Annotated in this window: 18 protein-coding genes and 2 pseudogenes; 12 read left to right on the top strand and 8 right to left on the bottom strand. The window is 64.0% G+C overall.

Features of this window, described 5'->3' with window-relative positions; all coding sequences use genetic code 11:
• Nucleotides 1-3: 3 nt before the first annotated feature.
• The 6 genes and pseudogenes from CI15_RS33970 to tssD form a co-directional block, all read right to left on the bottom strand.
• Nucleotides 4-666, bottom strand: a complete 663-nt coding sequence (locus tag CI15_RS33970; RefSeq protein WP_062137817.1) for an amino acid ABC transporter permease — start codon at nucleotides 664-666, stop codon at nucleotides 4-6.
• A 10-nt stretch (nucleotides 667-676) separates the two neighbouring features.
• Nucleotides 677-1,324: an amino acid ABC transporter permease gene (locus CI15_RS33965; RefSeq protein ID WP_062138414.1), complete on the bottom strand. Its 648-nt coding sequence runs from the start codon at nucleotides 1,322-1,324 to the stop codon at nucleotides 677-679.
• A gap of 108 nt (nucleotides 1,325-1,432) precedes the next feature.
• Nucleotides 1,433-2,257, bottom strand: a complete 825-nt coding sequence (locus CI15_RS33960; RefSeq protein WP_062137814.1) for a transporter substrate-binding domain-containing protein — start codon at nucleotides 2,255-2,257, stop codon at nucleotides 1,433-1,435.
• A gap of 267 nt (nucleotides 2,258-2,524) precedes the next feature.
• Nucleotides 2,525-2,950: a type VI secretion system baseplate subunit TssE gene (tssE, locus tag CI15_RS33955; RefSeq protein ID WP_062137811.1), complete on the bottom strand. Its 426-nt coding sequence runs from the start codon at nucleotides 2,948-2,950 to the stop codon at nucleotides 2,525-2,527.
• Between the two features lie 13 nt (nucleotides 2,951-2,963).
• Nucleotides 2,964-5,681, bottom strand: coding sequence for a type VI secretion system ATPase TssH (gene tssH, locus CI15_RS33950; protein ID WP_062137808.1), 2,718 nt, complete (start codon nucleotides 5,679-5,681; stop codon nucleotides 2,964-2,966).
• Between the two features lie 144 nt (nucleotides 5,682-5,825).
• Nucleotides 5,826-6,101, bottom strand: a pseudogene (tssD, locus tag CI15_RS33945) (type VI secretion system tube protein TssD); the annotation flags it as partial.
• Between tssD and tssF the strand changes: the two are divergent.
• The 4 genes and pseudogenes from tssF to CI15_RS33925 form a co-directional block, all read left to right on the top strand.
• Nucleotides 6,100-7,149, top strand: a pseudogene (gene tssF / locus CI15_RS33940) (type VI secretion system baseplate subunit TssF); the annotation flags it as partial. The pseudogenes tssD and tssF sit on opposite strands and share 2 nt — an antisense overlap.
• Nucleotides 7,146-8,282 (top strand): type VI secretion system baseplate subunit TssG, encoded by a 1,137-nt coding sequence (tssG, locus tag CI15_RS33935; protein ID WP_062137805.1) that lies wholly within the window; start codon nucleotides 7,146-7,148, stop codon nucleotides 8,280-8,282. The pseudogene tssF and the gene tssG, both read left to right, overlap by 4 nt.
• Before the next feature lie 26 nt (nucleotides 8,283-8,308).
• Nucleotides 8,309-8,830, top strand: coding sequence for a type VI secretion system lipoprotein TssJ (gene tssJ / locus CI15_RS33930; protein WP_062137802.1), 522 nt, complete (start codon nucleotides 8,309-8,311; stop codon nucleotides 8,828-8,830).
• Between the two features lie 159 nt (nucleotides 8,831-8,989).
• Nucleotides 8,990-9,745 carry a glucose 1-dehydrogenase gene (locus CI15_RS33925; protein WP_062137799.1) on the top strand — a complete coding sequence of 252 codons (756 nt, stop codon included), beginning with the start codon at nucleotides 8,990-8,992 and terminating at the stop codon, nucleotides 9,743-9,745.
• Nucleotides 9,746-9,805: 60 nt separating this feature from the next.
• Here CI15_RS33925 and CI15_RS33920 read toward each other — a convergent pair whose 3' ends face one another.
• Nucleotides 9,806-11,560 (bottom strand): tannase/feruloyl esterase family alpha/beta hydrolase, encoded by a 1,755-nt coding sequence (locus CI15_RS33920; RefSeq protein WP_075643830.1) that lies wholly within the window; start codon nucleotides 11,558-11,560, stop codon nucleotides 9,806-9,808.
• Nucleotides 11,561-11,982: 422 nt separating this feature from the next.
• On the opposite strand from CI15_RS33920, the gene CI15_RS33915 reads away from it, so the two are divergent.
• The 8 genes from CI15_RS33915 (at nucleotide 11,983) to CI15_RS33880 (ending at nucleotide 18,116) form a co-directional block, all read left to right on the top strand.
• Nucleotides 11,983-12,732 carry a hypothetical protein gene (locus CI15_RS33915; protein WP_241496021.1) on the top strand — a complete coding sequence of 250 codons (750 nt, stop codon included), beginning with the start codon at nucleotides 11,983-11,985 and terminating at the stop codon, nucleotides 12,730-12,732.
• A 128-nt stretch (nucleotides 12,733-12,860) separates the two neighbouring features.
• Nucleotides 12,861-13,202, top strand: coding sequence for a DUF4148 domain-containing protein (locus tag CI15_RS33910; protein WP_062137793.1), 342 nt, complete (start codon nucleotides 12,861-12,863; stop codon nucleotides 13,200-13,202).
• A gap of 72 nt (nucleotides 13,203-13,274) precedes the next feature.
• Nucleotides 13,275-14,225 (top strand): ketopantoate reductase family protein, encoded by a 951-nt coding sequence (locus CI15_RS33905; protein ID WP_062137790.1) that lies wholly within the window; start codon nucleotides 13,275-13,277, stop codon nucleotides 14,223-14,225.
• The gene (locus CI15_RS33900; protein WP_062137787.1) at nucleotides 14,222-14,614 is read left to right on the top strand and encodes a VOC family protein; all 393 of its coding nucleotides are present in this window, start codon (nucleotides 14,222-14,224) and stop codon (nucleotides 14,612-14,614) included. The genes CI15_RS33905 and CI15_RS33900 overlap by 4 nt, the downstream gene beginning before the upstream one ends.
• 3 nt (nucleotides 14,615-14,617) lie before the next feature.
• Entirely contained in the window at nucleotides 14,618-15,079 is a 462-nt protein-coding gene (locus CI15_RS33895; RefSeq protein WP_062137784.1) for a MaoC family dehydratase, read from the top strand.
• Entirely contained in the window at nucleotides 15,079-16,299 is a 1,221-nt protein-coding gene (locus CI15_RS33890) for a CaiB/BaiF CoA transferase family protein (protein ID WP_062137781.1), read from the top strand. The genes CI15_RS33895 and CI15_RS33890 overlap by 1 nt, the downstream gene beginning before the upstream one ends.
• Nucleotides 16,299-17,132 (top strand): shikimate dehydrogenase, encoded by an 834-nt coding sequence (gene aroE / locus CI15_RS33885; protein ID WP_062137779.1) that lies wholly within the window; start codon nucleotides 16,299-16,301, stop codon nucleotides 17,130-17,132. Before CI15_RS33890 ends, aroE begins: the two co-directional genes overlap by 1 nt.
• A 72-nt stretch (nucleotides 17,133-17,204) precedes the next feature.
• Complete coding sequence (locus CI15_RS33880; protein WP_062137775.1) at nucleotides 17,205-18,116, top strand: LysR family transcriptional regulator; 912 nt, start codon at nucleotides 17,205-17,207, stop codon at nucleotides 18,114-18,116.
• A gap of 10 nt (nucleotides 18,117-18,126) precedes the next feature.
• On the opposite strand, the gene CI15_RS33875 is transcribed toward CI15_RS33880, so the two are convergent.
• Entirely contained in the window at nucleotides 18,127-20,493 is a 2,367-nt protein-coding gene (locus CI15_RS33875; RefSeq protein WP_082814362.1) for a sensor domain-containing protein, read from the bottom strand.
• Nucleotides 20,494-20,528 lie beyond the last annotated feature (35 nt).

The raw sequence follows: 20,528 nt of genomic DNA, 5'->3' as shown, positions 1-20,528 counted from the left end.
CTGTCAGGCGGAAAAACGGGCGAGACGCATTTCTGCCCATGCGCCGGCACGCGATGTCATCTCGACGAGCGCGAGGTAGCAGACGCACAGTACGAGCAGCGTTTCGACGAACGCGAAGGTGGCCGAGCCGATGCCGGTCAGCACGAAGGTGAGCTCGGGCACGGTGACGATCGACAGCACGGCCGTTTCCTTGCTCAGCACGATGATCAGGTTGGTCAGCGCGGGCACGATCAGCACCAGCATCTGCGGCAGTTGCACGCGACGCACGGTTTGCCAGCGCGTGAGCCCGAGGCATTGCGCGGCTTCGATATGACCTTTGGGCACCGCGCGGAAGCCCGAGCGGAAGGCTTCGGCGAAATAGGCGCTGCCATAGAGGCCGAGGCCGAGCACGCCGGCCGTCATCGGTTCGAGCGTGAGGCCGAACGACGGGCCGCCGTAGTAGAGCAGAAAGAGCTGCACCAGAAACGGCGTGCTGCGAAAGAACTCGATGTAGGCGCGCAGCGCCGCGCGGATCGCCGTGCCGCAGAACAGTTGCGCGACGGCGATCAGAAAGCCGAGCGCGATGCCGATCAGCACGCCGGCGGCCCACGTGCCGATCGTGTTGGCGAAGCCGGACGCGATCGGCTGAAGGTTGTGCGTGATGACGGCGAAGTCGAACTGTTTCATCGTGGGAGCCTCATGCGTGGAGCCGGTGTTCGGCCAGGTGCGCGAGCGCCGCGAGCGTACCGTTGATGACGAAATAGATCAGCCCGGCGGCCAGATACGCCTCGAGCGGACGATAGGTGCTCGCGGCGATGTTCTGCGCGGTGCGCGTGATCTCGGCGACGCCGACTACGGAGATCAGCGAAGAAGCCTTGATCAGCAGCACCATTTCGTTCGCGAGCGACGGCAGCGTGAGCCGGAATGCCTGTGGCACCTGCACGCGGCGCAGCATGTCGAACGGGCCGATGCCGAGCATGCGCGCCGCTTCCGCCTGGCCATGCGGAATGCTGAGGAAACCGCCGCGCAGGATTTCGGCGACATACGCGGCCGAGCAGAGCGACACGGCGCTGACGGCCGCCACGAGCGGCGGCACGTTGATGCCGATGAATGGCAGCAGGTAGTAGACGAGCAGCAGTTGCACGAGCAGCGGCACGCCGCGGAACACGAACACATAGGCGCCGGCCGCGGCGCGCAGCGCGGGGCGCCCGGACAGACGCGCGGCACAGACCGCGAGCGCGACGAAGAAGCCGATCGCGAGGCCGGCTAGCGAGATGCACACCGTGGCGATGGCTGCCTGCAGCAACAGCGGGAAGCCTTGCGCAAACACAGACGGACTGAACATGGTCGAGAGCATCTGGAACAGGGAAAGCGGGGCGGTCGCGCGCTGCGATGAACAGAGCCGCGCGATCGGACGATCAGGCCTTGAGAGCGGCCCTTGCAGCGACCGGGCTTAGTAGTTCGGCGTCGGCAGCGAAGCGGGCGTTTCCATCGCGACGCCTAGCCATTTCTTCTGCAGCGCGGCGAGGCGGCCGTCGCGGCTGATCTTCAGCAGCGCGGCGTTGAATGCGTCGAGGAGCGTCTTGCTGTCCGCGTCCTTGCGCATGCAGTACGCGTAGTAGACCTTCGAGCCGAACGCGGGCTGCACGACGCTGAAGGTGTCCGGACGCTGCTTCGCGACATAGGCGATGTTGGTCACCGAGTTCGCGACGGCGACGATCCGTCCCGCGGCGAGATCCGAATAGGCCTGGTTGAAGTCGACGTATTCGCGGATTTCGGGCGGCTGCGGCAGCGTCGCGGCCCAGGCCTTCAGCTGCTCGTACTGAGCGGTGCTCTTGCCCGCGCCGACCGTCTTGCCGGCGATATCCGAGGATTGCCTGATCGAGCCGTCGCCGCTGCGCTTGAGCAGCGCGTCGGTTGCGTCGGCGATCGGCAGCGTGTACGCGTAGCGGTCCATGCGCGCCTTCGTGACCGTCAGCGGGCCGCCGACCATGTCGAACTTGTGCGCTTCCAGACCGGGCAGCACGCTGGGCCAGGGCAGGTCGATGAAGCGCACCTTGACGCCGAGCTCCTTGCCGATCTCCGTGAACAGCTCCTTGTTCAGACCGGCTTGCTGGCCATTGTCGAGGAAGTCGAACGGCGCGAATTGCATCTCGGTGCCGACCACCAGCTCGCCGGCCTTGCGCACGTTCGCGAGGTCGTCGGCGTGCGCGTACGCGCTTGCCGCACACATTGCCAACATCAACGCACAACTCTTCCAGCGGGTAACCAGCTTCATCGAATTCTCCTGAGGAGGGGGGCGGGGGGCCGGCTTCAGCCGGATCGATGGAGCGCAGTATATACCGCGAATTTGTCAGAATCGCTCAGGAAAACGCCATCGTTTACCTGTGCTTGCGGTTTTATTTATTGCGGTATATACCGCATGGCTGACCGACAGAAGTTCCTTTCAGGCGTGTTGCCGACGCATCGTTATGTTGGTTGTCTGAAAGCTTGTGCCGCGGCTGAGCGGCTGTCGCGTGTCGCGAGGTGGGCAGGGTCGCGCGGATCAGCCTCGACTCTGCATCCGTCTTTTCAGATGCAGCCGCCCCGGCGGCTCGAAATACGTTCCGAAGCGCACGAGCCCGGTTTTCTTCAAATGGCAGGTCATTTCGAAGCTGACCAGCACGCCGGGGTCGTCGTCGTCGAGGATGTCGATGTCGATCGCGCGAATGCGGGGTTCGTATTTCAGCAGCGTCGCTTCCATCTGCTGCTTCAGCGCGTGCGCCGACGACGGCAGTGCCTTGTAGATGTTCGTCATGTCAGGCAGGCCGTAGTCGGGCAGGTGCTTCAGCGCACCCGCGCGCGTGTTCAGAATGCGTTGCACGTTCTGCTGCACGCTCAGGCATTCGAGCGTGCGATCGTCGTAGGCGTCGAGCGACGCGCCGCCAATCTGGCCGAGCAGCATGTCGTAGAGAGACGGTCCCGCCGGCATCGTGTGTGCTCCGTCAGGCAATCGCCGTGTGTTCAGCGACGACTTCTTCACGATCGACGAAATCGATCGTCAGATTGCCGTCGGTCGAACTGCTCAACAGGATCTTCGCGGGCGCGATGCCGTTCGCCATGCGCGCGAGCAGTTCGCGCGACACCGTCGGCAGAACGCGCTGATTCAGGAATGCATCGACATTGCGCGCGCCCGATTCGCGCGCGAGACACAGCTCGGCCATCGCGTCGATCAGCGATTCGTCGCAGCCTAGCTCGACCCCGTGCTGGCGATGCAGACGCTGCGCGACCTTCGCGAGCTTCAGGCGCACGATCGAGGCAAGCGCAACGGCATCGAGCGGCCGGTACACGAGCGTCTGGAAGCGCGCGAGCAGCGCCGGTTGAAAGTGCGCGACGAGCTGCGGATGAATTGCGTCGAGCAGTTCGTTTTGCGAGACCGCCGGGTCGTCCGCGGTGGTTGCGTCGATCTGCGCGCTGCCGAGATTGGACGTCATCAGGATCACGCAGTTGCGAAAGTCGATTTCGCGGCCTTCGCCGTCGCGCATCATGCCGCGATCGAACACCTGATAGAACATGTCGAGGACGTCGCGATGCGCTTTTTCGACTTCGTCGAGCAGCACCACGCTATACGGGCGCTGGCGCACCGCTTCGGTCAGAATGCCGCCGCGTCCATAGCCGACGTAGCCGGGCGGCGAGCCTTTCAGCTGCGAGACCGTGTGCGATTCCTGGTACTCGGACATGTTGATCGTCGTGAGCGCGGCCTCGCCGCCGAACAGCAGGTCGGCGAGCGCGAGCGCCGTTTCGGTCTTGCCGACACCCGACGGGCCAGCCAGCAGGAAGACGCCGAGCGGGGCGTGTTCATGCTTGAGCCCGGCCTTTGCGGTGCGCAAGCTTTCCGACAGCGCGGCGAGCGCGTCGTCCTGCGCCACGACGCGGTTCGCGAGTTGCGTCTCGAGGGTCAACAGGCTACGCAGTTCGTCTTCGACCAGACTACCGACCGGCACGCCAGTCCATTCAGCGACGACACGTGCGATCGCCTGGGCGTCGACGTCGGCGAAGATCAACGGCGCTTTGCCTTGTGCTGTTGCCAGCGCGTGACGTGCCTGCGCGAATGCGGTCGCGTCGCGCGTGGCAATGTCGCTGTCGCGTTGCCGATGCAGTGTCTGGACGAGTTCGAGTTCCCGGTCGTAGCGTGTTTGCAGCGCCGCGAGTTCGGTGTTCGCGTCGGCGAGCGCGGCGTCCAGTGCGTGGTGTCGTGCGTCGCTATCGTCGATGCCGGCGCGTTGGTCGTCTTCGAGCGTGGCGTGTTCGAGTTCCAGCGCCGCGACCGCGGCGTGCGCGCGTTGCAGTTCGGCCGGCGGTGTTTCGAGCCCCATGCGCACGCGGGCAGCGGCGGTGTCGATCAGATCGACGGCTTTGTCCGGCAGTTGCCGCGCCGGAATGTAGCGTCGTGACAGTTTGACGGCGGCGACCAGCGCTTCGTCGCGGATGTGCACGTGGTGGTATTGAGCGTAGCGGCTCTTCAGGCCGCGCAGCATCAAACAGGCCGCGTCGTCGTCGGGTTCGTCGACCTTGATCATCTGGAAGCGGCGTTCCAGGGCGGCGTCGCGCTCGAAGAATTCCTTGTATTCGGACCACGTGGTCGCCGCGATCGTGCGCAATTCGCCGCGCGCGAGCGCGGGCTTCAGCAGGTTCGCGGCATCGGCGCCGCCCGCCGTGTTGCCGGCGCCGATCAGCGTATGCGCTTCGTCGATGAAGAGCAGGATCGGCAGCGCCGCCGCCTGCACTTCGTCGATCACGTTCTTCAGGCGTTGCTCGAATTCGCCTTTTACGCCGGCGCCCGCTTGCAGCAAGCCGAGATCGAGCGTGAGGATGCGCACGTCGCGGATCACGTTCGGCACGCTGCCTTCGGCGACGCGCAACGCGAGCCCTTCGACCAGCGCGGTCTTGCCGACGCCTGGTTCGCCTACGAGGATCGGATTGTTCTTGCGGCGGCGCGCGAGTATGTCGACCATTTGCTGGATCTCGCGGTCGCGGCCGAATACGGGGTCGATGTCGCCGCGGCGCGCCTTGTCGGTCAGGTCGATCGCGAAGCGCGCGAGGGCGTCGGCGCTTGCGGGTGAAGCTTGCCTCGAGGGGGAAACGCCGTTCGTCGCCGTGGCGTTCGCTGTAGCTCGAGGCGTTTCGGGCTCCTGTGCGTCAGTTTCGCTTTCGCTTTCGTTTTCACTTTCACACGATTGATGCGCAATTCGCGGCAGTAGCCGCTCGATCTGCGCGCTGGTGATGGCAAGTAACGGCCACGCGTTGCGCGCGCGCAGAATATAGGGCGCGTCGGTGATCGCCTGCAGCAGATTGCCCGAGCGGATTTGCGCATCGCCGTTCTCTGGCGACGCGTGAAGCCATGCGTCCCCCAGCGTCGCCGCGAGTTGCGGCGAGAGGGCCGGCTTGCCCCGCAGATTGCGCGGCAGATGATCGATCGCGGCAAGCAGCGTATCCCAGAGCGCGTCGATATCGATTGTGTAATGGCGAAGGATGGCGGGAATGTCGCCGTCGCCGGCTTCGATCAGTTTCAGCAACCAGTGCTCGACCGTGATCTCGTCGGCCAGCCGCGTCTGACAGAGACTCGCGGCGGCTTCGAGCGCCTGCGCGCAGTGCGGGTTGAGTCGACGCAGCAGGTGAGTCGTGTCCCAAAAGGCGGTCCTTCGGTCGTCGCGCAGGGTCATGTTGGCAGTCCGGTCACGGAGAGAAGCGGCGAGCGCACTGTGCACTCGCGGAAGAAAGGACCAGTCCGCTGCGCGGACTGGTAAAGACGTGTTAGCGCACGTCACGGGACCGGCGGCGCGCCGGTCCCGTTTGCCACCTGGAAATCAGGAACGCTCGTTCCAGGTGTCCTTGTGGATGATGTTGCCGTCCTTGTACGACCACGTGATCGTTTCGTAGCGCAGTTCGACTTCTTCGATGTGGTTGTGCTTCTCGTAGTCGGGATTCTTGATGTCGAACATCTTCGGTTTGACCGCGACGATCTTCACGTTGTCCAGCTTGGTGTTGAAGTACTCCTTCTCCTTGCCGGCGTCGTCGATCCTGTACCACTTGATCTCGACCGACTTCAGCGTCTGACCGCTCGTCACCGCCTTGTACAGATACCAGTTGTTGCTCGAATACTTTACGTTTCGCGAGAAGTTCCTGTTCGTCGATCTGTGCGGACTCGACGTGACCACGCTGCCCGAGAAGTCGACGCGCTTCGAGCTCGAGATCGTGCTGAAGCACACCTACCCGTCGGATCAGCGCTTTGGCGCGGAAAACGTGCGGCTTTTCTGCACGCCGGTGATCAATCTGTTCGAGCTCGATGCCGAGCCGATCGAGATCGATCATCACGAGACCGAATACCGGGTGTTGCCGGCGGGCCATCAGGGCGAGCATGTCGAGACCTATTCGGTCGATGCGATCGAGGCGTTCGATCACGACACCGCCGAGCGCTACGAGTACGTGCCGTTCGCGACGTTCCGGCATCGCGGCGGCATGCTGCGGCACGAGGCGCCCGAGCGCTACTTCCATGCGCGCGTGCGTCCCGGCGTCGAGGGGCTGCACGAGACATGGGTCGTACTCGGCGGTCACGCGTGGGACACGATGGACACGCTGCCCGAGGAAAGCCTGTCGCTGCGCGTCACGGGCACGAACGGCATGCTGCCGCGCAAGGGCTTGCGTGAAGCGAGCATCGCCGAGCTGGCGACGAGCACGCCGAACATCGTGGGCGTGAAGAATCTCGTCGCGCCGACGTTGCCGCTGTACCCGCCGACCGGCGATCGCTTCCAGTGGCGCGTGCTGTCGCATCTCGCGCCGAACTTTCTGTCGATGATGAACGCGGAAGTGCTGCGCGGCGCGCTCGCGCTTTACGACTGGACCCACGACGAACTGAACCGTCGACGACTCGCGGGCATTGTGTGGGTGTCGCAGGAATTGCTCGAGGAGGTGTCGGGCGGTTCGGTGGAGCGCGGCGTGCACATCGAGGTGACGCTCGACTCGCATGCGTTCGCTGGCGAGGGCGACGTGATGCTGTTCGGCGAGTTGCTGCAACGCTTTTTCGCGTTGTATGCGGAGATCAATCTGTTCACGAAGCTGTCGATCGTGAGCCTGCCGTCGCAGACGCGCACAGTCTGGCCACGCAGCAAGGCCCAGCGGGCGCCGCTATGAGCGCGTATGCGAACGCTTTCGGCCCGCCCAACCAGGCGCTGAATCTCGAACCGCTTGTCGCGGCCTTGCTCGCGCGCGCGCCGCGCATGAACTTCATGCAGTTGTGCCGTTTGCTCGAAGTGCGGGTGGCGGAGCAGCCGGGTTTCGGCACAGGCGATACACCGGCACACGAACCGGTGCGTTTCCGGCCACGCGCACGGACCGGCTTTCCGGCGGGCGAGATCGCCGCGGTCGAATTCGACGATGACGCGCAGGCCGCGCCGCCAACCGTGCGCACGACGTTCATGGGCCTCTACGGCGTCGACGCGGCGATGCCGTCGCACATGATCGACGAGATCGTGCTGCGCGAGGAAGGGCACGAAGTGGTCGAGGCGTTTCTCGATCAGTTCAATCATCGGTTCGTCACGTTGCTCTATCGCGCGTGGAAGAAGTACCGCTATCCGGAGAGTTTTCGCATCGGCGGCAGCGACGCGCATTCGCGCAATCTATTGTGTCTCGCCGGCTTCGGCTGGGGCGACAAACCGCTGCGCGCCGGCTTGCCCGATTCGCGGATGCTCGCGCTGCTCGGTCTGCTGATCCAGCGCACGCGCACACCTGAAGGGCTCGCCGGGGTGATTGCGCTCGCGGTGCCCGGCATCGAGGTGCGCGTCGATGAGTTCTTTCCCGTGCTTGCGCGTGCCGGCAAGCCGCGGCCGCTGACGTCGTCGGCCGCGCGTGCCGATGCGGCGAACGACGGCGTGCGCCACGGCCTCGGCGGCGGCTATGTGCTCGGCAAACGGCTGGCGTACCGCAGCCGTGCGGTGCGCGTGACGTTGCGACCGGCCGGCGCCACCCAGGCGCACGATCTTTTGCCGGGCGCGTGGTTGCATCGCGAGTTGATGGCGTTCGTGCAGCTGTATGTGGGGCTGAAGGCGGACGTGCATCTGCGTATGGAAATGTCGTCGCACCTCGCGCCGTTGCCGTCGATCAACTCGCCTGGTCCGGTCGCTGACCGACAGGCCGGACCGGCTCCACGGCTTGGCTGGACGACCGTGCTGCCCGCCGCGAACGAACGGTTGATCAATGTCGCGCTCGGGGTTTATCAGGCGTTTCCGAAGCCCGCGGCCAATCCGTATCTGACTCAATCCGCGTGATCAATCATGCGTTGCAAGGACCATTAATGAACTTTCGAGTTGCCGTTTCCACTTTTGCAGCCGCTGCGCTGCTGTCGGCATGCGGTGCGTGGCAAACCGTGTCGGACGCGTCGTCGAGCGCCTATCACGCGGTGTTTTTCAAGCAGGTCAAGGTGCTCGACGTCGACCTGTCGGCGCGCGAAGCGCTGAACCCCGACGACGCCGGCCGCGCGACCTCGGTCGCCGTACGCGTCTATCAGTTGAAGGACCGCAAGATGTTCGACGGTGCCTCGTATGAGGATCTGCTAAGAAACGACCGCACGCTGCTTGCGCAAGACCTGCAGGCAAGCATGGCGTCGGTGCTGAATCCGGGCGCGTCGGCGAGCCTGTCGCAGCCGATGCAGGCCGAGACGAACTATGTGGCAGTCGTCGCGTTCTATCGCAATCCCGGAAGCGGCGACGGCTGGAAGTATGTGATCGAAAAGAAGAAGCTCGACGCGGACAAGCCGCTGAAGATCTCGTTGATGGATCAGTTTCTGGTGACTGAGGCGAGTGTGGCCCGCAATTGACCTGGCGCCTACGGTGCATCATCCGCCACCGCTCCCGCCACCAGAACCCCAAGCCGCACGCCAGATCAGCCCACGATCGACGCCGTCGCCGTTAAACTGACAGCGACCGCCGCGCACATCGAATTGAAAAGGGGAACGCACTTGAACCACACTCTGCAAATGTTCGACCTGAGCGGGCGTCGCGCGCTCGTCACCGGATCGAGCACGGGTATCGGCTACGCGTTGGCACAAGGGCTGGCGGGCGCCGGCGCCGAAGTCGTTCTGAACGGCCGCGACGAAGCGCGGCTGGCGCAAGCGGTGAGCCGCTTGCGCGACGCGGGCGCGAACGTGCATGGGCATGCTTTCGACGTGACTTCGCCTGAGGCGGTCGAAGCGGCGGTGGCGCAGATCGAACGCGAGATCGGCCCGATCGATATTCTCGTGAACAACGCCGGCATGCAGCGCCGCGCGCCGCTCGAGCAGTTCTCCCACGCGCAATGGGAACAGCTGATGAAAACCAATGTGGACAGCGTGTTTCTGGTCGGACAGGCGGTGGCGCGGCACATGATTGCGCGCAAGCGCGGCAAGATCATCAACATCTGCTCCGTGCAAAGCGAACTGGGCCGGCCCAATATCGCCGCCTATACCGCGAGCAAAGGTGCCGTGAAGATGCTGACGAAGGGCATGGCGATCGACTGGGGCCAGCATGGCATCCAGGTCAACGGCCTCGGCCCCGGCTACATCAGGACGGAACTGACCGAGGCGCTCGTCAACGACGAAGCCTTCAGCAACTGGCTGACCGCGCGCACGCCTTCGCGACGCTGGGGCGATGTACAGGATCTGGTCGGCGCGGCGATCTTCCTCGCGAGCGGCGCTTCGGACTTCGTCAACGGACACATTCTGTACGTGGATGGCGGCGTGACCGCCACCCTGTGAGCTCGTTTCAGACTGCCGGTGGAGAGGCCGGCAGGCAAGCAAGCCTCTCCATGACCCGTCTTACTGCACGCAGGTGAACGACGCCGCGCTATTCACATCGCCCGCGCCGTTATAGCTGGGCCACGTCGGATACTGGCACAGCGGCCGCGTGCGTCCCGGCACGCCGGCGGTATCGGTGTCCACCTGATGCACGGGTGGCGTGCCGTGCTCGACCCAGTTCTCAAGCGTGGTCAGCGAGTCCCACGACGCATTGAACTCGGTGCCGACCGCGTGCTGCAGCCCCGGAATCTCATAGAAGCGCGCGAACGACGCAACGGCGCCGAACCCCATCGTCACCAGCATGCGCTGATAGTAGATCTCGGTGGCCCGCGTGCTGACGGTTTGATCCACGGTGCCGTGCGCCATCAGCAGTTTGCCGCCGTGCTGCATGAAGGGCGTCAGGTTCGCGTCCGTGGCGTCGAGCCCCGACAGCATGCTGACGCGCCCGGACCATCGACCGGCCAGCGCGGGGTTATAGGTCAGCGAATCGGCGTTCGGGTTGTCCATCACCGTGTAACGGACGAAGTCGTCGGCGATCTGGCCGTCGAACATCGCGGTGCTCTGCAGCGGATACGACGGCTGCGTCGTGCCGAGCGCGAGTTCCGTGACGATCGCTTCGAGCGGCGAGCTGCTGCCCACCCCGAGATCAGCGCCGTAGACGTTGTAGCCCGGATAGAACGTTTCGCCGCTTTCGAGCGGGTACGCAAACACGAGCGGCGTGTTCATCGTGTTCAGCGCCTCGATCTGCCGGTCCGACAGGCAGGTGTCATCGCGTGCCACACCGCCGGCGCAACGCAACGGCTTGCCGTCGACCCTGGCCGTCGCGGGGTTGAACGTCGCATTGCATGCCTGCACGTTGCTGATCAGCCCGTCGACGACGCCGTCGAGCCCGTCGCACGTCTGCATCACGGCGTTGAGCAGCAGCGCGCGCTGCGCGGTGTCGAGGTACGCACCCGGCGCCGCGAAGCCTTCGGTCACGCGCAGTTGTTGCAGGCTCAGCGTCGTAAAGTCGTACGCCGGGTAGAACGCGATCACGCCATCCCAGTCCCGCGGCCAGCGCTGCGCGACGGTCAGCGCCTCGCGTCCGCCCGTCGAGCCGCCCGCGAAATACGCCTTGGACGGATGCGTGCCGTAGTGCGCGTCGATGATCAGCAGCGAGGTGTCATGCGTCTTCTTCAGCGCTTCGCCCATGAAGTTGTCGTAGGCCTCGGCGTTGACGGAGAACGCGCCGTTGACGGACCCGTTGGTCGCCTCGTGCCCGGAATCGCTCGCGAACACCGCATAGCCGCGCGACAGCGGTCCCGGCAGATCAGTTGGTGCGCTCGGCACGTTACCCGTCACGGCGGGAATCGAGCCGTCGAAACCGCCTCCGCCGAGCATCAGGATCTTGCCGTTCCACTGGTCCGGCAACGCGACATTGAACAGGATGTCCGGCGCGGATGGGTCGACCGGATGAATCGCGCCGGCCACGAGGCAGTACGACCCGGTCGCCGTCGCGCCGCTACCGCTCGCCGCCACCTGGGTCGTCGACGTGACGACGGCGCCCGTCGTCGGCAGACCGATCTTGTGGGCGGGGATGGCGAAGCCATTCAGATCTGGACAGCCAAGTTTGGATCGCGGCGGCGGTTCATGTTTCTCGCATCCTTTGCCCTGGCATTGATCGCTTTGCGAATCCGCGTACGCGCCGTGGCTCCACGTCGCGCACAGCGCCAGCACACAGCACGCCCCCACCCACGACGGCACGCGCCTGCACCACAGCCTTCTGTTCAAGTTCATCGCCGAGTCTCCTTCCAATGAGGCCTGGAGACGGCGCCGGACGTTGCGGCATCAGCCCCTATGTCGCGACGTACAAATGACCTTCGACCTTTGTTGTTGTTGCCAACTGCGCGGCCATCGCGTTTGCAATGCCAGATAGAGCGTTGCGCGCGAAACCGCCCGACACCGCATATCCAAACTTGCTGTCGATCCAGTAAAAGCTTTCATTGGCCTGTCGATGTAGTGCCGGTCGGACAAAACCAGCCAATCAATAATAGTCGCTAACTCACGCGACAAGAGCCGAATTGTCATCGACTGCACGCCAGGTTGTGGTGCTCGCTCCAAACTATCGGCCCGCGTACGTCGAATCGGGAATAAGCGCCGCGACACCCCGGTCTTGCAGGTAAGACTGACAGCAGATGGGTGATCAAATGACGACGCGGATGCAAGCCGTTTTGCGCCGGTTGCAACTCGGCTCCGGCGTGGTGTTGCTGGTCTATCTCTTCCTGCATCTGCTCAATCACGCGCTCGGAATCTGGTCGCTCGAACTTGCGGGACGCGGTCTGGTTCTGGCGTTGCGGCTCTGGCGCAGCATACCTGGAACGATCGCGTTGTACGGGGCAGCCGCGCTTCATTTTGCGCTGGCCATGCGCACGATCTACGCGCGCCGTCACTGGACATTGCCTCTAGCCGAATGGGTGCGCCTGTGGGCCGGGCTGAGCCTGCCGTTGCTGCTGATCCGCCATGCGGTGACGACCCGGCTCGCGTCCTCGCTCTATGGCTTCGAACCCGACTACGAGCGCGTCGTCATCCAGTTGCTAACGACGGGTACGCAGGGTTTGCAGCTTGCACTGCTCGCGCCCGGATGGATCCACGGATGCCTCGGGCTATGGTTCCGCTTGCGTCACCTGCGATGGGCGCTTCGCATGAAGCCCGTGCTGCTGACGTCGGTCATCCTGCTGCCATTGCTATCCGCGGCAGGCTTCGTGCGAATGATGCGAACGGTCGAGGCGAAAAGCGCAATCCTTGCGGCTCCCGATCCGAAACTGGTTGCGCATCAGCTTGCGTTGAACGGCTGGCGTCACGATCTCGTGGCTTTGTACCTGTCTCTGATCGTTGGCGCGTTCGTCGCAGGTCAACTGCGCAACGCTCTCGAACGACGAAAAATGCGCGAGTGTTCCGTGAGTTCGTGACTCCGGGAATATCCAGCGAGAAACCTTTGTTTACCTGATGTGCGTCGCGCAACTCTCACAGTCCGGCAAGCCGGTCGCGCAGTGAATGCCGATGCGCGAATCCATCTTCAGGAAAGAAGGAGTGCAACATGAAATCGGAATCGATGAATCGGTATGCGGGTTCGCCACTGCTCAGCCTCGTGATCGCAGGCCCGATGCTGATGGCGAACTTCACGAGCGCCCACGCGCAAACTGTGTCGGCGCCTGAGCCTCATCAAGTCACCCGCGCGGAGGTCATGCACGAACTCGAGGAACTGGAGGCGGCGGGATACGACCCGTCGCAGGGCGATGACGGTTCGTACCCAGCTGATATTCAGGCCGCGGAAGCGAAGGTGGCCGCCATGCATCGGGCGCAAAGGAGCGCGGCGATGAGCGCGGGGCAGAAGCTATCTCCGTGTTCGACGGATCCGTCACATTGCTCCACGCAATGACCCTATTGCATCCATTGCATTGCCAGCATAAGGATCGAATCGTATCTTCGTCTCCATATCACGGAGACATCTATGAAGATCGCATTCCTCGGAGCCGGCGCGTTGGGTTGCGCGATCGGCTCCGCGCTGACCGAAGGTGGCCATGAGACGTGGCTGGTCGACCGCTTCGCGGCGCACGTCGAGGCCATGCGCCGCGACGGTCTGCAAGTCGACGATGCCAGCGGATCGCGCCGCGTAACCGTCCGCGCGACGACGAACCCTGGCGAAGTCGGACCGGTGGACCTCGTCATCGTGCTGGTCAAGTCTTTTCACACCGATTCGGCGATGCGCGGCGCGCTCGACCTCGTCGGACCTGACACGCTGGTGTTGTCGTTGCAAAACGGCCTCGGCCACGAAGACGTGCTCAGCGAGATCGTCGGCCGCGAGCGGGTGCTGGCGGGCAAGACCTATGTCGGTGGCGTGCTGAAGGCGCCGGGACACATTCAGTCGGGCGTGAGCGGAAAACTGACGATCGTCGGCGAGCTCGACGGTCGGGTCACGGACCGGGTCCGCGCGATCGCCGTCGCGTTCAACGCTTCGGGTCTGACGACCACGGTCAGCGACAACATCCTCGGCACCATGTGGGACAAGTTGCTGATCAACGTCGCGACGGGGGCGATCACCGGCATCACCGGTCTGACCTATGGGCAACTGTACGCAGAACCCACAATGAAGGCCACCGCGTTGGCGGCGATCGGAGAAGCGATGGCAGCCGCGCAGGCCGCCGGCATTCACCTGTCGATGACCCACGCCGAGCAAGCGTGGACGATGGCGGCCGAAGGCCTCTCGCCCGCGTTCAAGACCTCGATGCTGCAAAGCCTCGAAAAAGGCTCGGTCACCGAAATCGACTTCATCAACGGCGCGGTCGTGCGTTGGGGCGAGCGCCTCGGCGTCCCGACGCCGGTCAATTCGACGCTCGTCGCGTGCATCAAGGGCATCGAGCGCGCCATGACGGATCGTCAGAAAGAAGGAGCGACGGCATGAGCGGCTCCAAAGCCTACGTGGAACACGTCGCCATCTGGGTCAAGGATATCCACTGGCATATCCGCTTCTTCGAGTCAGTCCTCGGCATGACCATGCGCGAGGTCGACGGCACGCGCGAGGAGCCGCGTCAGTACTGGACGCTCGGCGGATTGCAGTTCATCCATGCGCCGCACCACGAAGGTCCCGAGGGGCGTCTCGCGCATCTCGGCGTGATGTGCGAGGACCTTGAGGCCGCGCTCGTCGCGACGCAAGCGTTCAATGTGACCGCCATGCAGCAGGGACGCAACTGGCTGCGGCTGCCGGATGGACTGGCGCTCGAACTGATTCAGGCCAAACCTGCCGCGTGCGTTGCGCAGGCGCTGGCGATCAACCCACGCGCGGAGGCGTAAAGCATGAGCACGATCATCGAAAAGTACTGGGACGACGCGAAGGAGGGCGACGCGTGCGTGAGCCCGACCTATGCGGTCACCAAACAGCGCATTCTCGCTTACGCCGATCTCACCGGCGATCACACACCGGTGCATGTCGACGAGGAATACGCGAACGCGAGCCACTTCGGTTCGATCGTCGCGCACGGACTGTTCGGCCTGTCGATCGCGGACGGCCTGAAGTCGCAGAGCGACTATCGCTTTCTGCCCGGCATGTCACTCGGTTGGACGTGGGATTTCCTGCTGCCGATCAGGGTCGATGACGTGCTTCATGTCGCGTTTCGCGTGGGCAACATGCGCGCGAGCAAGAGCCGTCCGGACTGGGGCATCGTCGTGCTGCCCTCGGAATTGATCAATCAGGACGGCCAGGTCGTCCAGCGCGGCGAACATCGGCTGATGGTGCCGCGCCGGCCAGGAGCGAACTGATGCAAGCCCGTCCTCTCGAAGGTATTCGCGTCGTCGATTACAGCCACTTTCTCGCCGGTCCTTATGTGGGCCGTTGTCTCGCGGCGCTGGGCGCCGAAGTGATCAAGGTCGAGCGTCCTGGCAGCGGCGATGCCGGCCGCCAGCACGCGACCGTTCTCGACGACCAGCAAAGCGCCTACTTCCTGCAGTTGAACATGGGCAAGCGCGGCGTCAGCGTGGACATGAAAGATCCGCGCGGCAAGGAGTTCATGCGACGTCTTTGCGATTCGGCCGATGTGTTCATCGAAAACTACCGGCCAGGTGCGCTGGATAAGCTGGGCCTCGGGTATGCCGAGTTGTCCGGGCGCAATCCGAGTCTTGTGTACTGCTCGATCTCGGCGTACGGCCATACCGGTCCCGACGCGCATCGGGCCGGCTTCGGCCTGATCGCCGAGGCGAAGAGCGGCATCATGCAGATGATCGGCAACCCCGGCGAACCGCCGCCGCTGATGCGCATTTCGCTCGGCGATATGTACACGGGCATTCACGCGGTCGCCGCGATCAACGCCGCGCTGCTCGGCCGCGTGAAGAGCGGTCGCGGCCAGCATATCGACATGGCCTTGTACGACACGCTGGTGTCGATGCACGAATACGCGGTGCAGTGCTACACGACGCAAGGCGTGCTGCCGGAGCAGACCGGTCACGACATGCCGACCTCGACGCTGTACGGCGTGTTTCGCGCGGCCGATGGCGATCTCGTGATCGCCGCGCAAGTCGATGACTCGTGGAAGCGGTTCGCGTCGCTCGCCGAACGACACGGCGCTCCGGCCGGCTTCGGCGCCGACCCGCGGTTCCACAGTCTGAACGGACGCAACGCCCATCGCGAGGCCATCCTCGCCGTCGTGAAGCCGTGGGTCGCGGCGCGGCCGGTCGCTGAGGTGCTGGCGTTGCTCGACGGTGTCGACGTGCCGTGCGCCAAGGTCCAGCGTATCGACGAAGTCATCGCCGATCCGCAGATCGTCGCGCGCGGCATGGTGATCGAGCAGGACCATCCGCGCTTCGGAAAATTGCGTCTGCCGAACCTGCCTTTTCGCTTTTCCGACTGCGACACGTCGATCCGCGAAGTCGGACCGGACCTTGGTCAGCACAATGCGGAAGTGGCACTGTCGTTGGGTTTCGACGCCGCGGAAATCGACGCGATGCAGACCCAGGGCGTGCTGTATGCCAGGCGAGGTGCGTGATGACCGACCAGTACGCTGTGATCGGCAATCCGATCGGGCACACGAAATCTCCGCTGATTCATGGTCTGTTTGCGAAGGAGACCGGGCAAGACATCACCTACACGGCGATCGAAGGTCCCATCGAGCCGGCCGACGCGTTCGCCGCGACGGTCAGGACGTTTATCGCCGCGGGCGGCCGGGGCATGAACGTCACCGCGCCGTTCAAGCTACAGGCGTTCGCGATCGCCGATGAGCGCAGCGAACGGGCGGCGCTCGCTGGTGCCGTGAACGCGATGAAGTTCGAAAACGGCCGGATCATTGCCGAGAATTTCGACGGCGTCGGCCTCGTGCGTGATATCGAAGTCAATCTCAATCAACCGATGGCGGGCAAGCGGGTGCTGGTGCTGGGCGCGGGTGGGGCGGTTCGCGGCGCATTGCTGCCGTTTATCGCGGCGCGGCCGGCGGAACTGGTCGTCGTGAACCGTGACGTGCGCAAGGCCGAGGCGCTGCTGGCGCAAGTCGCGAGCAGCGACCCGCTGATCGCATGTGGCTATCGGGAACTCGACACGATGGGGCAGTTCGACCTCGTCGTGAACGCGACCTCGGCGAGTCTCACCGGTCAGTTGCCTGCCGTTGCGCCGAGCGTGTTCAGCCCGGCGGGGGCCGCGTACGAACTCGCGTATGGCAAGGGGCTCACACCGTTTCTGCGGCTCGCGCGCGATGCGGGCGTGCAGGGTATCGCCGACGGCGTCGGCATGCTCGTCGAGCAGGCGGCCGAGGCGTTCGAGTGGTGGCGCGGTGTGCGTCCGCAGACGCAGGCGGTTATCGACCGGTTGACCGTGCCGCTCGAGTGACGCAGTCCGGATTCCGGTCCGTTCGCACAATGCAATGGCTACAATCACAATATTGCGAACGACAATACGGCCATGAGCACCACAGACCTTCCGGACCTCAAGCTACTGCAGCTTTTCGACCTGCTTTACGACTTGCGAAGCGTCACGCGCGCCGCCGAGCAGCTTGGACAAAGTCAGCCGACGGTCAGTATCTGGTTAGGTCGCCTGCGCGATCATTTGCAGGACCCGCTGTTCGTCCGCACGCCAGCCGGCATGACGCCCACTCCGCAGGCGGATGCCTTGATCGGACCGTGCCGGGAGATTCTGGAGTCGTTGCGCCGGTTTGCCGCCTGGGAAATCTCGTTCGATCCCGCCACCGCCAAACGACGGTTTCGCATCTGCATGACAGACGCGAGCCATATCACGCTGCTGCCGCGAATGCTGGCGCATGTGCGGGCTCAGGCGCCCGGCATTCGGCTGGAAGCGGCACGGATCGACGGCAATACGGAACGCGCGCTCGAATCCGGCGAGGCGGATCTGGCGATCGGGCACGTGCCCTGGCTCGGGGGCGGCATGTACCAGCAACAGCTTTATATGCAGGACTGGGTGTGCCTCGCCAACCGGAATCATCCACGCGTGCGCGCGCGGATGAGCCTGAAGCAATACTGCGCCGAGGGGCACGTCGTCATCGAAGCGGGCACGGGAGCGCAACTGCTCGAACAGGCGTTGTTGCGCGAGCAGATCGAACGCGACGTCGTGCTTGAATTGCCTGGATTTCTCGGACTCGGGTCCATCATCAATTCGACCGATCTGATCGCGACGTTGCCCCGGCACATCGGCGAAACGCTGGCGCGCACGAATGACGTCGCGGTCCATTCGTGTCCTTTCCCGGTGGACAAGTTCGCGGTGCGGCAGCACTGGCACGCGAAGTACCATCACGAGGCGGGCAATCGCTGGTTGCGCTCGGTCGTCGCGGATCTGTTTCTCAGCCGGAGCAGCAGCTAGTGTCTCCCGCTTAGGAAGCCGCTAAAGCGCCTTCGCGATGGAAAAGCTTGTCCGCATTCGTCGGCTTCGTCAAAAAGTACCCTTGTACGTAGTCGCAGCCCGCGTCGCGCAATGCATGCAATTGCTGATCGGTTTCGACACCCTCGGCCGTCACTTTGATGCCTAGTTCGTGCGACATCTGAATGATGCCCCGGACGATCGACGCGGCGGCGGCGTCGCGGTCCAGCCTGGCCGTAAATGAACGGTCGATCTTGACGATGTCCGGCGAAAAATCGGCCAGATAGCGCAGACTCGAGTACCCCGTGCCGAAATCGTCGATCGCGATACGCACGCCAAGACGCTTGAGCGCCATCAGCGTGGCTTGCGCGAGCAATGCGTTTTCCATCAACGCACTTTCGGTCAGTTCGATTTGAACGCAGTGCGGGGGCACGTCGTGTTTTCGCAGCGCCTCGTCGACGATAGCGACAAGAGAGTCATCCCTGAGCTGACGCGCCGACACGTTCACCGACATCGAAAGCTCTTGTCTTCCGGCGCTCTGCCAGATGGAAAGTTGGGCGAGAGCCGCGTCCATGACCCACGCGCCGACTTCGACGATGAACCCGCTTTCCTCCAGGATTGGGATGAAGCTGGCGGGCCGCACCAACCCTCGCGTTGGATGATTCCATCGAACCAGTGCTTCGACGCCTTTCACCGCCAGCGAGGCCGGCTCGTGAATCCCCTGGAAATGGAGGACGAACTGATTCGACGCCAACGCCGTAGGCAGATCGCACTCCAGTTCGAAATCCCCGAGCACATCGCTGGACGCTTCGTCGGCAAACCTGAAGCCGTTGCGGCCACCTTTTTTTGCCGCATACATGGCGATATCCGCGCTCGTCAGCAGTGCCTCGTGGTCCCGGCCGTGCTCGGGAAAGATCGAGATGCCGATAGACGCCGTGACGAATGGCGCAGCGTGGTCTTTGCGAACGTCGCTTGAAAACAGGTTGAGAAGGGACTGCGCCAACGTGGCCAGCGTGGCCTTGTCGCTCGGGCCCCTGACGATGACCGCGAACTCGTCCCCACCGAGGCGCGCCACACAAGCATCAGGAGGCAGCGCCCCCTGAATGACTTTCGCGATGTCCTGTAGCAGACGGTCGGCGGCCGTATGGCCGAGCGTATCGTTGAGCACCTTGAAGCGGTCGAGGTCGACGAACATGAGACCGAACGCGACGTTCTGCCTGCAAAGCGTCTTCATGTGGCGGATCAGGGCGCCGCGATTGGATAGTCCGGTCAGCGCATCGGTGTAGGCCAGGCGGTCGAGCGCCGCGAGGCGTTCCTGCTCCAGCGTGATGTCCTCGCTGACACCGACGATGCGCGCCACCTTGGCGGAATCATCGAACACCGGATAGGCCGTGCTTCTGATCCAGCGCAGGCAACCATCCGGGCGGCGGATGCGATATTCGATGCGGCCTTCCGTCGCTTCGGACGCGATGCGGCTCATCTCGGCGAGCAAGGGCTCGAGATCCTCCGGCACCACGAGCTCGAGCCACGCGGAAGGCCGATTGGCGAGATCCTGAGGCGTCAGGCCGAACACGCTCTCGACCCCCGCGCTGACATGATGAAAGTGCTCGAAGTTCGAGCTATACGAATAGAACACCAGCCGGACATGCGACTCCATCTCATGCATCAGTTCATCGCGTTCGCGAAGCGTCTTCAACAGTTCACACTGCTGGGTGACGTCCTCTGAAGCGCAAAGAACCGTGGCCACCTCGCCATCGTCGCCTGTCACCGGCGTGAGCGTGGAGTTCCACCATTTGGTACGCCCCTTGACCGTCGCGCAGCTTCCAGTGAAAGAGGTGCTCGTTCCTGCAAGGGCGCCCGCCAGAGCCTTCTCGGCCGCCTTGCGGTCGTCGCCGCTCCAGAAATTGAGCCAGTCCGCGCCGGAGAGTTGGTCCGGCGACTCCGCGTCCATCAACTCGGCGCCGTGCTCCGACACCCGCAGCATCTTCCCATCCGCGGCAAGCACCTTCAGGCAGTCGCGATTCGCATGCAGAAGGCCGCTCGCCAGTTCGGTGGCGGCACTGCGCTGGGCGTAATCAAAGTCAAGTTTTCGACAAACCACCGCGAGGCCCGCGCCGCCGGCCAGCACCGACAAGGCGACCCGCAAGGCAAGCGCGGTCTCGCCGACTGCCTGATGCACGAGTGCACCTACCCCAACGCCGGCCGCGACGGCAATGACGAAACTCGCGAGCGGCATGGTCCCGCGGTGACCCGCCCGGGAGAGGAAATAGGAAAGGAACTGCTGGTTGCGGGCGGACCAACCACCGGCGTGTGCGTCCAGATCGCTCGCCGACTGAATCGGGTCGATTTTTTTAGAGGACGATGCCGCTTTCGATCTCACGCTGGTCTCCGACTGCCGTGGTTGTGCGGCCGCTC

The sequence above is a fragment of the Paraburkholderia monticola genome (genome assembly GCF_001580545.1).
In the GTDB taxonomy this organism is placed as follows: domain Bacteria; phylum Pseudomonadota; class Gammaproteobacteria; order Burkholderiales; family Burkholderiaceae; genus Paraburkholderia; species Paraburkholderia monticola.
This window is presented reverse-complemented; position numbering and strand designations above follow the sequence as displayed.

What these genes read in the sequence shown, in the direction of transcription:
- CI15_RS33970 (WP_062137817.1), bottom strand. Translation starts at nt 666, where the DNA reads ATGAAACAGTTCGACTTCGCCGTCATCACGCACAACCTTCAGCCGATC.
- CI15_RS33965 (WP_062138414.1), bottom strand. Translation starts at nt 1,324, where the DNA reads ATGTTCAGTCCGTCTGTGTTTGCGCAAGGCTTCCCGCTGTTGCTGCAG.
- CI15_RS33960 (WP_062137814.1), bottom strand. Translation starts at nt 2,257, where the DNA reads ATGAAGCTGGTTACCCGCTGGAAGAGTTGTGCGTTGATGTTGGCAATG.
- tssE (WP_062137811.1), bottom strand. Translation starts at nt 2,950, where the DNA reads ATGCCGGCGGGACCGTCTCTCTACGACATGCTGCTCGGCCAGATTGGC.
- tssH (WP_062137808.1), bottom strand. Translation starts at nt 5,681, where the DNA reads ATGACCCTGCGCGACGACCGAAGGACCGCCTTTTGGGACACGACTCAC.
- tssG (WP_062137805.1), top strand. Translation starts at nt 7,146, where the DNA reads ATGAGCGCGTATGCGAACGCTTTCGGCCCGCCCAACCAGGCGCTGAAT.
- tssJ (WP_062137802.1), top strand. Translation starts at nt 8,309, where the DNA reads ATGAACTTTCGAGTTGCCGTTTCCACTTTTGCAGCCGCTGCGCTGCTG.
- CI15_RS33925 (WP_062137799.1), top strand. Translation starts at nt 8,990, where the DNA reads ATGTTCGACCTGAGCGGGCGTCGCGCGCTCGTCACCGGATCGAGCACG.
- CI15_RS33920 (WP_075643830.1), bottom strand. Translation starts at nt 11,560, where the DNA reads ATGAACTTGAACAGAAGGCTGTGGTGCAGGCGCGTGCCGTCGTGGGTG.
- CI15_RS33915 (WP_241496021.1), top strand. Translation starts at nt 11,983, where the DNA reads ATGCAAGCCGTTTTGCGCCGGTTGCAACTCGGCTCCGGCGTGGTGTTG.
- CI15_RS33910 (WP_062137793.1), top strand. Translation starts at nt 12,861, where the DNA reads ATGAAATCGGAATCGATGAATCGGTATGCGGGTTCGCCACTGCTCAGC.
- CI15_RS33905 (WP_062137790.1), top strand. Translation starts at nt 13,275, where the DNA reads ATGAAGATCGCATTCCTCGGAGCCGGCGCGTTGGGTTGCGCGATCGGC.
- CI15_RS33900 (WP_062137787.1), top strand. Translation starts at nt 14,222, where the DNA reads ATGAGCGGCTCCAAAGCCTACGTGGAACACGTCGCCATCTGGGTCAAG.
- CI15_RS33895 (WP_062137784.1), top strand. Translation starts at nt 14,618, where the DNA reads ATGAGCACGATCATCGAAAAGTACTGGGACGACGCGAAGGAGGGCGAC.
- CI15_RS33890 (WP_062137781.1), top strand. Translation starts at nt 15,079, where the DNA reads ATGCAAGCCCGTCCTCTCGAAGGTATTCGCGTCGTCGATTACAGCCAC.
- aroE (WP_062137779.1), top strand. Translation starts at nt 16,299, where the DNA reads ATGACCGACCAGTACGCTGTGATCGGCAATCCGATCGGGCACACGAAA.
- CI15_RS33880 (WP_062137775.1), top strand. Translation starts at nt 17,205, where the DNA reads ATGAGCACCACAGACCTTCCGGACCTCAAGCTACTGCAGCTTTTCGAC.